Source organism: Nocardia sp. NPDC019219 (genome assembly GCF_040632645.1).
Classification (GTDB): domain Bacteria; phylum Actinomycetota; class Actinomycetes; order Mycobacteriales; family Mycobacteriaceae; genus Nocardia; species Nocardia sputorum.
In genome coordinates, this window is the sequence record NZ_JBEYCG010000001.1 from 411,916 (window position 1) to 424,436 (window position 12,521).

At 67.2% G+C, this 12,521-nt stretch carries 13 protein-coding genes and 1 riboswitch; of the genes, 7 read left to right on the forward strand and 6 right to left on the reverse strand.

What is annotated here, in order from left to right:
• Nucleotides 1-8: 8 nt before the first annotated feature.
• The 3 genes from ABZ552_RS01930 to ABZ552_RS01940 all read right to left on the reverse strand — a co-directional run bounded on the left by ABZ552_RS01930 (nucleotide 9) and on the right by ABZ552_RS01940 (nucleotide 1,718).
• The gene (locus ABZ552_RS01930; RefSeq protein WP_281876430.1) at nucleotides 9-413 is read right to left on the reverse strand and encodes an RNA-binding S4 domain-containing protein; all 405 of its coding nucleotides are present in this window, start codon (nucleotides 411-413) and stop codon (nucleotides 9-11) included.
• Between the two features lie 3 nt (nucleotides 414-416).
• Nucleotides 417-1,013, reverse strand: a complete 597-nt coding sequence (locus tag ABZ552_RS01935) for an NlpC/P60 family protein (protein WP_281876432.1) — start codon at nucleotides 1,011-1,013, stop codon at nucleotides 417-419.
• A gap of 78 nt (nucleotides 1,014-1,091) precedes the next feature.
• Nucleotides 1,092-1,260, reverse strand: a riboswitch (cyclic di-AMP (ydaO/yuaA leader).
• A gap of 200 nt (nucleotides 1,261-1,460) precedes the next feature.
• Entirely contained in the window at nucleotides 1,461-1,718 is a 258-nt protein-coding gene (locus ABZ552_RS01940; protein WP_281876434.1) for a hypothetical protein, read from the reverse strand.
• Between the two features lie 167 nt (nucleotides 1,719-1,885).
• Between ABZ552_RS01940 and ABZ552_RS01945 the strand changes: the two genes are divergently transcribed.
• The 7 genes from ABZ552_RS01945 (at nucleotide 1,886) to ABZ552_RS01975 (ending at nucleotide 11,211) form a co-directional block, all read left to right on the forward strand.
• Nucleotides 1,886-3,067: an ATP-binding protein gene (locus tag ABZ552_RS01945; protein ID WP_281876435.1), complete on the forward strand. Its 1,182-nt coding sequence runs from the start codon at nucleotides 1,886-1,888 to the stop codon at nucleotides 3,065-3,067.
• Nucleotides 3,068-3,226: 159 nt separating this feature from the next.
• On the forward strand, nucleotides 3,227-5,182 hold the full coding sequence (locus ABZ552_RS01950) for an acyl-CoA dehydrogenase family protein (RefSeq protein WP_281876437.1): 1,956 nt from the start codon (nucleotides 3,227-3,229) through the stop codon (nucleotides 5,180-5,182).
• Nucleotides 5,183-5,493: 311 nt separating this feature from the next.
• A complete protein-coding gene (locus ABZ552_RS01955; protein WP_281919343.1) occupies nucleotides 5,494-6,456 on the forward strand; it encodes an alpha/beta hydrolase in 963 nt (320 codons plus the stop codon).
• Between the two features lie 192 nt (nucleotides 6,457-6,648).
• On the forward strand, nucleotides 6,649-6,936 hold the full coding sequence (locus tag ABZ552_RS01960) for a hypothetical protein (protein ID WP_281876439.1): 288 nt from the start codon (nucleotides 6,649-6,651) through the stop codon (nucleotides 6,934-6,936).
• 729 nt (nucleotides 6,937-7,665) lie between these two features.
• Nucleotides 7,666-8,496, forward strand: a complete 831-nt coding sequence (locus tag ABZ552_RS01965) for a hypothetical protein (protein WP_159841074.1) — start codon at nucleotides 7,666-7,668, stop codon at nucleotides 8,494-8,496.
• Nucleotides 8,497-8,521: 25 nt separating this feature from the next.
• Nucleotides 8,522-10,462, forward strand: a complete 1,941-nt coding sequence (locus ABZ552_RS01970; RefSeq protein WP_281876441.1) for a fumarate reductase/succinate dehydrogenase flavoprotein subunit — start codon at nucleotides 8,522-8,524, stop codon at nucleotides 10,460-10,462.
• A 2-nt stretch (nucleotides 10,463-10,464) separates the two neighbouring features.
• The gene (locus ABZ552_RS01975) at nucleotides 10,465-11,211 is read left to right on the forward strand and encodes a succinate dehydrogenase/fumarate reductase iron-sulfur subunit (protein ID WP_281876442.1); all 747 of its coding nucleotides are present in this window, start codon (nucleotides 10,465-10,467) and stop codon (nucleotides 11,209-11,211) included.
• Nucleotides 11,212-11,256: 45 nt separating this feature from the next.
• Here the strand turns inward: ABZ552_RS01975 and ABZ552_RS01980 are convergent, their stop codons facing one another.
• The 3 genes from ABZ552_RS01980 to ABZ552_RS01990 all read right to left on the reverse strand — a co-directional run bounded on the left by ABZ552_RS01980 (nucleotide 11,257) and on the right by ABZ552_RS01990 (nucleotide 12,350).
• On the reverse strand, nucleotides 11,257-11,454 hold the full coding sequence (locus ABZ552_RS01980) for a hypothetical protein (RefSeq protein ID WP_195090817.1): 198 nt from the start codon (nucleotides 11,452-11,454) through the stop codon (nucleotides 11,257-11,259).
• Between the two features lie 88 nt (nucleotides 11,455-11,542).
• Nucleotides 11,543-11,767: a DUF397 domain-containing protein gene (locus tag ABZ552_RS01985; protein WP_063016907.1), complete on the reverse strand. Its 225-nt coding sequence runs from the start codon at nucleotides 11,765-11,767 to the stop codon at nucleotides 11,543-11,545.
• Nucleotides 11,768-11,954: 187 nt separating this feature from the next.
• A complete protein-coding gene (locus ABZ552_RS01990) occupies nucleotides 11,955-12,350 on the reverse strand; it encodes a DNA-directed RNA polymerase subunit beta (RefSeq protein WP_281876443.1) in 396 nt (131 codons plus the stop codon).
• Nucleotides 12,351-12,521 lie beyond the last annotated feature (171 nt).

Here is a 12,521-nt window from a genome sequence, read left to right on the forward strand (position 1 = left end):
CTTCTCGATCAGTGCTCGGGTCGGCCCATGAGCCGATCGGTCTCGCGACGCTCACGCTTGGTCGGCCGCCCCGCACCGCGATCGCGACGAGGCATGCTCGCCACTATCTCACGCGGGGGAGGGGGCGGACTGCGATCGATCAAGCATTGCGCGGCGATCGGAGCGCCGACGCGCTTGGTGACGATCCGCTCCACGATGACGATGCGTTCGATGCCCCCCGCCCGGATGCGGACCTCGTCACCGGGACGCACGGGCTGCGCGGGCTTGGCCGTCGCGCCGTTCACCCGGACGTGTCCGCCACGACAGGCTTCCGCAGCAGCGGATCTGGTCTTGAACAGGCGCACCGCCCAGGTCCACGAGTCGACGCGGGCCTGGGTAGCGGTGCTTTGGATGCCGGATTCGGCGCGGGCCACTCGTTAGACGATACGGCGTGCGGTGACCACCATGTCGGGGCGCAGCGGCGTGTAGGACACCGGCGTACCCGTCTGCACCGCGTTGAGGAGCTTGTTGTCGCCCGCGTAGATGCCGACGTGACCGCCGCCGTTGGTGATGACGATGTCACCCGGCTTCAGGTCGTGGTAGGCGACCGGAGCGCCGACGTGCGACTGCTCGAAGCTGGTGCGGGGCAGTTCGACGCCCGCCTGGCGGAACGCCCACTGGACGAGGCCGGAGCAGTCGAAGGAGCGGGGACCCGCGGCGCCCCACGAGTACTGGGCGCCGACCTTGGTCCTGGCGGCGTCGAGGGCGATGTCGCCCGGGGAGTTGTTCTGCTGCTGACCGAACAGGCCCGGCAGCATGGGCGCGAAGTTGGGAGCTTGGGGAGCGACCTCTTGCGGCGCCTGGGCAGGGGCGGCGGGAACGGCCGCGAGCGCCTGCTGGATCTGCTGATTGAGCTGCTGGACCGGCTGTTCCCATTCTTGCGGAACGTCGAAATTGCCGACACCGGGAACGTTGATGGTCGCGGCCATGGCCGGAATCGCGGGCATGGCGCCGGTCGCGGCCACCGCACCCATGACAATCGCACCCTTGACGGAATTCGGAACCCGAGAATCCCGTTGCAAGCTGTGTTTACCCACCGAGCTACGTCTCCGATCTTGCTGCTCTCCCGCCGACCGGGTTAGCTGACGGGTTCGGGCCGGGAGAGCGGCCCTACCCCACGACCGGCATGGCCGCGAGGATTCACCCCAGACGAACCTGTGGGTCCCCGGCACGACAGCCGAGACCGGTTGGCCCCGACAGCCGTTTAGGCGGTAACTAGTGGCGCCGTTTCACTTACGAAGCGACTTGTTCCACTAAGTCACGAAGAGATTACGGTGCCGACGCGATGTTGTCCAGCGCACAGAGCAGCATCTTTTCCATCACCGCGGGTATCGCTGCGCCCTCGGCGGGAAACGGGCGTAACAGCTCGGGTCACGAGGAGATCTCACCGCTCGGCCGAGGTCACGGAGAGGGCAACGCGGTCAGTACTGCCCGCGGTGCACCGCGCGCTCCAGTTCATCGATCCTGCGGCGCGCCTCGGCCAGTTCGACCTCGAGTTTGCCGAGCGCCATGACCAGCGGCCCGACCGCGAGATCGGCGACCAGTTGAGGATCGTCGTAGCCGCGTTCGATCGCGACGAGGATGTTGGACCGGATGCGCTGAGCCACCGTGGCGCCCGCCGGAACGTTCCAGGACCCGACCACTTCGGCGAGGCCCGCTGGTGTCGGTTCGTCGGACATGCCCCTCCGTTCTCACGCGCCGTGGCGCGCGACCATTCTGGCGAACCGCCACCGGCCTAGGGAACCGGCGGCGAGAGCAATAGTGCAATACCGGCCGCTAAGGCTTTCTAGGACACGCCGTAGATGTGCCCAGATTATCCGGACGAAACGCGCTACGGTGTCCGGGCATGGACCCCGTGCGGAATCCGTATGCTCCCGGAGCCGGACAGCGCCCACCCGAATTGGCCGGGCGCGACAAGCAACTCACGGCTTTCGACATCGTGCTCGAACGCGTCGCGCGTGGCCGCCCGGAGCGCAGTGTCGTGCTCACCGGCTTGCGCGGCGTCGGGAAAACAGTGCTGCTCAACCAGCTTCGCTCCGCCGCGATCTCGCGCGGCTGGGGCACCGGCAAGATCGAAGCGCGGCCGGACCAGGAACTGCGCCGCCCGCTGTCCTCGGCGCTGCACATGGCGGCACGGGCGATCGCCACGGCGCACCGCAATCCGGAGCGGGTGGACGACTTCCTCGGCATCCTCAAGTCTTTCGCCTTGCGGGCCACCGCGGACAAGGGCATGCGGGAACGCTGGCAACCCGGCATCGACGTACCGGCGGTGAGCGGCCGGGCCGATTCCGGCGATATCGAGATCGATCTGGTGGAGCTGCTCGTCGAGGCGGCGGCGCTGGCCGGCGATATCGGCGTCGGCATCGCGATCTTCATCGACGAGATGCAGGATCTCGGGCCCGCCGACATCTCCGCGATCTGCGGCGCGTGCCACGAACTGAGTCAGGACGCCGCGCCGCTGATCGTGGTCGGCGCGGGCCTCCCACACTTGCCCGCGGTGCTGTCCGCGTCGAAAAGCTACTCGGAGCGACTATTCAGCTATCACCGGATAGACCGGCTGGACCGCGAATCCGCCGACCAAGCGCTGATCGCGCCCGCCCAGCGCGAAGACGTGAAATTCACCGACGAGGCGCTGGACGCGCTGTACCGCAAGGCCGATGGTTACCCGTACTTCGTGCAGGCGTACGGCAAGGCCGCCTGGGATCAGGCGCCGGAGAGCCCGATCACGGCCGAGGACGTCGAGGTGGCCTCGCCCGCCGCGGAGGAGGAGCTCGCGGTCGGGTTCTTCGGTTCCCGTTACGAGCGAGCTACCCCCGCCGAACGGGAATACATGCGCGCCATGGCGGACCTGTCGGGCGACGACGGCCCGGTGGCGACCGCGGCGGTGGCCAACGAACTCGGCCGCAAACCGGCATCGCTCTCGCCCGCCCGCGACGGTCTGATCAAAAAAGGTCTCATCTATTCCGCCGAGCGCGGCACGATCGGCTTCACGGTCCCGCACTTCGGCCGCTACCTGCGCTCGGTGTGAGCGCCCGGCAGCCGCGCCCAGCGGCGGATTGCCGACTATTCGCCCCTCTTTCAAGATCGCTAGATATTCGTAGATTTATCTCGACCAGCAACCCTACCGATGGGTAACAAACCCTCCTACACTCGAATGTGATCCTGATCACGTCCGAGGGAGGACATCATGGCGACAGCCGCGAAAGTCGACGCCACCGAAGAGCAGGCCCGCGCACTGGTCGAGGAGTCCCGCGAAACAAGCTGGGCCAAGCCGTCCTTCGCCAAGGAGATGTTCCTGGGACGGTTCCGGCTCGATCTCATCCATCCGTATCCGCAGCCCGGCGCCGAGGACGCCGAGCGCACCGACGCGTTCCTGGCCCGGCTGCGGAAGCTGTGCGAGTCCATCGACGGATCGGTGATCGAAGCGGAGGGCCGGATCCCGGACGAGTACGTCAAGGGCCTGGCCGAACTCGGCTGCTTCGGCCTGAAGATCCCGCAATCCTATGGCGGCCAGGGGCTTTCCCAGGTCGGTTACAACCGCGCGCTGATGCTGGTCGGCTCGACGCACCCGAGCCTCGGTGTCCTGCTGTCGGCGCATCAGTCCATCGGTGTGCCCGAGCCGCTCAAGCTGGCAGGCACCGACGAGCAGAAGGCCGAATTCCTGCCGCGCTGCGCGGCCGGGGCGGTCAGCGCGTTCCTGCTCACCGAGCCCGACGTCGGTTCCGACCCGGCCAGGATGGCCAGCACCGCGACGCCGACCGACGACGGCGAGGCCTACCTGCTCAACGGCGTGAAGCTGTGGACCACCAACGGCGTGGTCGCCGAACTGCTGGTGGTGATGGCGCGGGTGCCCAAGAGCGAGGGGCATCGCGGCGGCATCTCGGCGTTCGTGGTCGAAGCCGATTCCCCGGGCATCACCGTGGAGCGGCGCAACTCCTTCATGGGCTTGCGCGGCATCGAGAACGGCTTGACCCGCATGCACGACGTCCGGGTGCCCAAGCGCAACCTGATCGGCCGGGAGGGCGACGGCCTCAAGATCGCGCTCACCACTCTGAACGCGGGCCGGCTCGCCATCCCGGCGATGTGCACCGCGGCCGCCAAGTGGTCGTTGAAGATCGCGCGGGAGTGGAGCACCCAGCGCGTGCAGTGGGGCAGGCCGGTCGGCGAGCACGCGGCCGTGGGCCAGAAGATCTCGTTCATCGCCGCGACGACGTTCGCCCTGGAAGCGGCGCTCGACCTGTCGGCCACCATGTCCGACGAAGGCCGCAACGACATCCGGATCGAGGCGGCGCTGGCGAAGCTGTGGGCCAGTGAGATGAGCTGTCAGATCGCCGACGAACTCGTGCAGATCCGGGGCGGCCGCGGCTACGAGACGGCGGCTTCGCTCGCCGCGCGGGGCGAACGGGCCGTCCCCGCCGAGCAGTTGGTGCGCGATCTGCGGATCAACCGCATCTTCGAGGGCTCCAGCGAGATCATGCGGCTGTTGATCGCCAGGGAGATGGCCGACGCGCACATGGCGGCCGCGGGCGCGCTGGTCGACCGTAAGGCCGAGTTCAAAGACAAGGCAAAGGCGGCGGTCGGGGCGACGGGCTTCTACGCCAAGTGGTTCCCGCAGCTGGCGGTCGGCGCGGGGACGGTGCCCGCGGCATACACCGAATTCGGCGTGCTCGCCCGGCACCTGCGATTCGTCGAGCGCAGCGCGCGCAAGCAGGCGAGATCGCTGATGTACGCGATGGGCCGCTGGCAGGCGGGCCTGGAGTACCGGCAGAACTTCCTCGGCCGGATCGTTGACATCGGCGCCGAGCTGTTCGCCATGTCGGCGGCCTGCGTGCGGGCCCAGGCATTGCGCGCCGCGGACGCGCCGGAAGGCAAGGCGGCCGAGGAACTGGCGGACGTCTTCTGCAGGCAGTCGCGGCTGCGCGTACGCCGGTTGTTCGACGCGCTGTGGGAGAACACCGACGACGACGACCGCACCCTCACCCGGGGTGTGCTGGACGGCCGGTACGAGTGGCTGGAGAGCGGCGTCCTCGATCCGAGCGAGGGGACCGGGCCGTGGATCGCGGAGTGGCAGATGGGTGCGTCGACCGAGGAGAACCTCCTGCGCCCCTTCCTGCCGTCCACACGTCCGCGCGCGGAGGCCTGAGCGAAGCAGCGGGTTCCGTCGCGGGCGAGGCGCGTGCGACGGACCCTCGCTCTCGCAATATTCACCGGTATCGGATTTCTCCTAGAAAGACGCAGATTCCCCTCGGCGCACCGAGGATAGGAATCATCTAGTCCGAGGACTATCGTTCCGTAGATTTTCCTGTGCGCATGGCGATGGCCGCTGGATCGACCGGCAGCCTCGGTTGGGCAACGTGTCCATAACGGCAGGTGTGGGCCGGTAACGGCGCGGAAATCCAGTCCGACAACTGGGCAGGAAGCGCCGATCATGCGCCTCGCCCACAGGAGAGTGCCATGTCCACCACCATCGCCCGCCGCGCCGCCGATCACGACGGTCACCGCGTCACGGTGTCGGCCGGGGACGGCGTTCCCCTCGCGGTCCGCGTCTTCGGCGCCGATGACGCTGCCGCGACCGTCGTCTTCGTACACGGGCACTGCTTGCGCACCGAATCGTGGTTCTACCTGCGCGAGCACCTGCTGCGGCGATGGGGCGACGACACCAGGATGGTGTTCTACGACCATCGCGGTCACGGCGAATCCGGGGCAGCGCATCCGTCGACCTACACCATCGAGCAGCTCGGCCACGACCTGGACGCCGTGCTGCGGACGGTCGCGCCGACCGGGCCGGTGATCCTGGTCGGCCACTCGATGGGCGCGATGGCGGTGCTCGCCTACGCCCGGCTGTACCCGGAGGCGATCGGTACCCGGATCGCCGGTGTCGGGTTGCTCGCGGCCGCGGCCGCCGGAATCACCGAGGTAGGACTGGCGCGCCTGCTCCACCGACGGACGGTGAGCTCGCTGCAAGCCGCCGTCGCGCGGGCGCCGCGCGTCATGCAGGCTTCCCGGCATCTGACCCGCCGCTTGTTCGCGCCGGTGCTGCGCGACGCCGAGTTCGGCACCAGGAAGGTGAACCCGCGGGTGGCCGCGCTGGCCACCGCGATGCTCAACGACACGCCGCTGGTGACCATGACCGGCTTCCTGCACTCGCTGATCGCTTTCGACGAGACGGCGACCCTCTGCCGCCTCGGCGCCATCCCCGTGCTGGTGCTGGCGGGCTCGGCGGACATCATCTTCCCGTTCGCGCATTCGGTGGCCCTGGCTTCCCAGCTGGCCGGCGCCGAACTCGTCCGCCTGGAAGGCGCCGGACACAGTGTGATGCTCGAACGCGCCGAAGAGGTCGCGCTGTCCATCGCCGCACTCACCGAACGCGCCGTCGCCGCGGCGCGCGCCTGCACCGGGTACGCCGCCGCGGGCTGACCGTCGGCAACTGAGCGGCAATCATCGGATTTCCCCCTGGTGCGAGCCAGGAGCGGATTCTTTCGGTACTGTGTTGTAGATCACGTTGTGCGGTGGGTCACACAACTCGGTGTCGCGCGGTCCAAGGCAGAAGGGCAACCGCGCGCCACGACACCGAGTTCGCATGTCCGCCAGGGAATTCAGGAGGTATCGATGACTCGCAGCGAATTTGCGGAACTACGCTACGCGGTCGGCCAACTCCGGCAATCCATCGGCGTACTGCGCAACCAGTACGGCGACGCCAGCACGGTCCGCAGGCTGGAGAACGACCTCGAGCGGCTCGTCATCGACGCCGACGAACTCGAGCAGTCACCCCCGCCCGCGGTGCGGCGCGGTGCCCAGGACGTCATCTACGTGCCGGACAGCAAGTCGGACGAGGCCGCCTGGATGGGCGCGCAGGACGAGGGGCTCGGCTTCCACTCTCGTCCGCGAACGAAGTAGTCCCGGGATGGGCGGTGCGAGCCGCCCATCGCGGTCCGCTCGCGCCCGGACCATGCCGGCTCGACCGGCACCTCGGCATCCGCCGTGATCGCTGCGGAGCGTCCTGCCCCCGGGCCGCGGGGCCCGTGCGCGGCCACCACCTGTGCGGCATCGACAGGAGCCGCGGACGGGCGACGATCGCGGAGTTCGACCGAGAAGCTTCGAGGTCGCGGGTCCATGCGGGTGCGCCGGTCGGCCGTGGCTCTACCACCGAGGACGCATGCCTGCCGTGGCGCGCGGCATCGGCGCTGCCACCGGCCCTCGAAAGTCATCGTCGATGCGGATCCGATGCGGAGGAGCCACCGGCCCCCGCGCTCGGCGCCGGAATCACATGCCGCCCGCAGGTGACAAAGCATCGCAGCGGAGCCGAGCTTCGCGACTCGATCCGCATACCAGAACTCCGGACGGGCCGTTTCCTCGGCTCGTATCGCCCCCGCCGGACAGCGGTGACCGCCCCGCTCGAAACACGTTCGGCGCGAGTCGAGTTCGAAAAGTCCGGTTAGCCCGCTACGCGGCGTAAGCAATCAAGCGGCGCCCCGAATGTGGCGCAAATCATACGGTTGACGGCGGCGCGGGTTTGTCGAGACCCCGCTCGATCAATAGCGGACGTGTCGTATGGTGCTCAGCATCACATTCGATTGCGGAGGTAACGATGACCACCCGCACACAAGATCAGCGAGGCATCCACCTGTGAGTGCCGCACCGACCGCCGCCCCGGAAGCGGGCACCGGCGTATTCAGCAGAACAAGGGCCCGGATCTCGGAACGCACATTGCGCACCGACCGATGGTGGATCCCCCCACTCGTCACGGTGCTCGGACTCGCCGCGTTCGTCATCTACGCGACGATCAGATCGTATGTGCGCACGGCATATTGGGTTCCCGACTACCACTACCTGACCCCGTTCTACTCACCCTGCCTGAGCACCTCCTGCGTGGCGGGTTCCAGTCATTTCGGGACGCCGTTCGGGGAGCTGCCCGCGATCCTGCCACTCGGCTTCGTGGTGCTGCCTTTCCTGCTCGGATTCCGGCTGACCTGCTACTACTACCGCAAGGCCTACTACCGGTCGGTGTGGTTCTCGCCGCCCGCCTGCGCTGTGGCGGAGCCGCACGGCAAGTACACCGGCGAGACCAAGCTGCCGCTGATCATCCAGAACGCGCACCGCTACTTCTTCTATGTGGCCCTGGTGGTTTCGGTGATCAACACCTATGACGCCATCGTCGCGTTCCACGGCAAATCCGGAGGCTTCGGTTTCGGCCTCGGCAATATCGTGCTGCTGGTCAACGTGATCCTGCTGTGGGCCTACACGCTGTCGTGCCACTCGTGCAGGCATATCGCGGGCGGACGGCTCAAGCACTTCTCCGCGCATCCGGTGCGCTACTGGTTCTGGACTCAGGTGTCCAAGCTGAACACCCGGCACATGGCGCTGGCCTGGACCACGCTCGGCACCCTCGTGCTGACCGACTTCTACGTCATGTTGGTTGCCAGCCAAACGATTTCGGATTTGCGGTTCATCGACTGACCGCCTCATCGAGGAGTTTATCTGCATGGCAGAAGTGGAACGGCACAAGTACGACGTCGTCGTGATCGGAGCGGGCGGCGCCGGATTGCGAGCGGTCATCGAAGCCAGGGAGCACGGGCTGTCCGTCGCGGTGGTGTGCAAGTCGCTGTTCGGCAAGGCCCATACGGTGATGGCCGAGGGCGGCTGCGCGGCGTCGATGGGCAACGCCAACGAGAAGGACAATTGGCAGGTCCATTTCCGGGACACGATGCGCGGCGGCAAGTTCCTCAACAACTGGCGCATGGCCGAACTGCATGCCCAGGAGGCGCCCGATCGGGTGTGGGAACTGGAGACCTACGGGGCGCTGTTCGACCGCACCCCGGACGGCCGCATCAGCCAGCGCAATTTCGGCGGCCACACCTACCCGCGGCTCGCCCACGTCGGCGACCGGACCGGCCTGGAGATCATCCGCACCATGCAGCAGAAGATCGTCTCGCTGCAACAGGAGGATTTCGCCGCGACCGGCGACTACGAGAAACGCATCAAGGTGTTCGCCGAGTGCACGATCACCGAATTGCTCAAGGACGGTGACCGCATCTCCGGCGCCTTCGGCTACTGGCGCGAATCCGGGCGCTTCATCCTGTTCGAGACCCCCGCGGTGGTGCTGGCCACCGGTGGCATCGGCAAGTCGTACAAGGTGACCTCGAACTCCTGGGAGTACACCGGCGACGGGCACGCGCTGGCGCTGCGCGCGGGCGCGACGCTGATCAACATGGAATTCCTGCAGTTCCATCCGACCGGCATGGTCTGGCCGCCGAGCGTGAAGGGCATCCTGGTCACCGAGGGCGTGCGCGGCGACGGCGGGGTGCTGAAGAACACCGAGGGCAAGCGGTTCATGTTCGACTACATTCCGCCGGTCTTCAAGGGTCAGTACGCCGAGACCGAGGAGGAGGCCGACCAATGGCTGCGCGACAACGACTCCGCGCGCCGCACGCCGGACCTGCTGCCCCGTGACGAGGTCGCCCGCGCCATCAACGAAGAGGTCAAGGCGGGACGCGGCACCGAGCACGGGGGCGTCTACCTCGACATCGCTTCCCGGATGCCCGCCGAGGAGATCGTGCGCCGGCTTCCTTCGATGCACCATCAGTTCAAGGAACTCGCGGACGTGGACATCACCAAGGAGCCGATGGAGGTCGGGCCGACCTGCCATTACGTGATGGGCGGCGTCGAGGTCGATCCGGACACCGGTGCGGCCACGGTGCCCGGCCTGTTCGCCGCGGGCGAGTGCTCCGGCGGCATGCACGGGTCGAATCGACTGGGCGGGAATTCACTGTCCGACCTGCTGGTATTCGGACGCCGGGCCGGACTCGGAGCCGCCGCTTACGTGGAACAACTCGGCGAGCGGCCGTCGGTCGCGGACGACGATGTCACGAAGGCCGCGAAGGCCGCCGTGGCGCCGTTCGATCCGCCCGCCGACGGCAACGGCGAGAACCCCTACACCCTGCACACCGATCTGCAGCAGACGATGAACGACCTGGTCGGCATCATCCGCAAGGAACACGAGGTGCGCGAGGCGATCGACAAGCTCGCCCAGTTGCGCGCCCGGTTCCGGCAGGTGACCGTGGAGGGCCACCGCCAGTTCAATCCCGGCTGGCATCTCGCGCTCGACTTGCAGAACATGCTGCTGGTCAGCGAATGCGTGGCGCACGCGGCGCTGTTGCGTACCGAGAGCCGCGGCGGGCACACCCGGGACGACTACCCGTCGATGGATCCGGACTGGCGCAACAAACTGCTGGTCTGCGCGGTCGATCCGGACACGGCCGGCGACCCGATCCCCGGCGTCACCGTGACGCGCAAGGATCAGACACCGATGCGATCGGATCTGCTCGCCCTTTTCGATCTCGGCGAGCTCGAGAAGTACTACACCCCGGATGAACTCGCCGGGCACCCGGCCGCGGCCGGGCATTCGACGGAGCGAGAGGCGTAACGATGGGTTACGACGCCAAATTCCGCGTCTGGCGCGGCGATCTCGACGGCGGAGAACTGCAGGATTTCACCGTGCTGGTGAACGAGGGTGAGGTGGTGCTCGACATCATCCACCGGCTACAGGCCACCCAGGCGCCCGACCTGGCGGTGCGCTGGAACTGCAAGGCGGGGAAATGCGGTTCCTGTTCCGCCGAAGTGAACGGGCGGCCACGGCTGCTGTGCATGACGCGGATGTCGACCTTCACCGAGGACGAAGTGATCACGGTGACGCCGATGCGCACCTTCCCCGTGATCAAAGACCTCGTGACGGACGTGTCGTTCAATTACGAGAAGGCGCGCGAGATCCCGTCGTTCACGCCGCCCGCCGATCTGAAACCGGGCGAGTACCGGATGAAGCAGGTCGATGTGGAGCGTTCGCAGGAATTCCGCAAGTGCATCGAATGCTTCCTGTGCCAGAACACCTGTCACGTGGTGCGTGACCACGAGGAGAACAAGAAAGCGTTCGCGGGGCCGCGCTATTTGATGCGCATCGCGGAATTGGAGATGCATCCGCTGGATGTGGGCGACCGCGCCGAACTCGCCCAGGACGAGCAGGGACTCGGTCTGTGCAATATCACCAAATGCTGCACCGAGGTCTGCCCGGAACACATCAAGATCACCGACAACGCGTTGATCCCGATGAAGGAGCGGGTGGCCGACCGCAAGTACGACCCCCTGGTTTGGCTGGGTAACAAGCTGTTTCGCCGATAGCGCCGGACCACCGGCCGGGGTGATCCCCGGCCGGTCGGCGCACCCTTACAACATGGCCACGACACCGAGGGCCACGATCCACACCAGCAGGCCCACGAGCAGCGCCGACAGCAGTGAGCTGGTGAGGACGAAGACTCCGACCGCCGACACCGCGAACAACAGCGCGACGATCAGCCATTCCACCCAATCGTCCGGCCGTAATTTCCGGTACCGGGGATGGGAACTCTTGAGCCCACGGTCCACGGATATGGGCTACCCGCCTCCGGCCTCGGCAAACGTCTTTTCGTTGCCGAATATGTGTCATTCCGTGATTTTCGGCGGCCACCGTGCCTTATCGTGGCCGGTCGAACTCGCCGTCCTGCACGCCCGCGGTGAAGGCGGCCCACTCCGCGGGCGTGAAGATCAGCACCGGCCCGTCCGGGTCCTTCCCGTTGCGCATTCCCACGTGTCCGTCGGCGAGCAGCGCCACCTCGACGCTGTCGTTGCCCGCTCCTTCCCCCGCCCTTCGCCACGTGGCGCCGGTCAGGTCGATGTTCGCGTTGCCTTGAATGCTCACGAATTGGACTCCTTCGCTGTCTGCCGTGGCAGACGTGTACGGACCGAGAACCCAGCGCTGTCGCCGGACGCATTCACGCGCGCCCGATAGTACCGCCGCCGACCGGCGCTGTCGGGCGAACAACCGGCCGAAATCGGCCCGGTACCTCGATGATCCCGGCTGACAGTTGTCACGGGTATCGCCGTGCTCAGCGGCGGCGCGGCGCAGGCTCGGCCCACGCCCGGATGGCCGCGACCACTACCCGCCCGGAGGGGCGGAATCGGTTTCGCGGCGGCACTATCCAGGATCGGATCGCGCCGACCGAGGCGGTCGGGGACGGCAACGCGATCGTCGACCCGGTGCGGGAGACCGACACGTTGAGCCGGAACAACTCCGCGAACAAGCGCGTATCGTTTTCCGGCAGGTCCGGCGCGATCAAGAAAGTCCATCGGTTCGAGCGCGGGTGCGCCAGGATCGGCCCGAGCCGGACGCTCTTGCTCTGTAGGTGCGCCTTGACCGCCTGCCCCAGACCGCTCGGCATGGTCAATGCCCACACCGAGCCTGCTCGCATCACGATGCGGCCCAGTTCGGGTGGGTCGACCATGGCGGGCAGATCACATTCGCGCCGGTAGAACTGACATCTGGACCGTGGTGTATCCCCAAGTGGCCTCTGCTCCACTGAACAACCCCCTGCAGTTGTGTGGTTCGATCGACAATGAGGTGCGCGCCAAACCGAAGCGCCTGCTCTCCGACCGCGGTGGCCTCGCGTACCGAT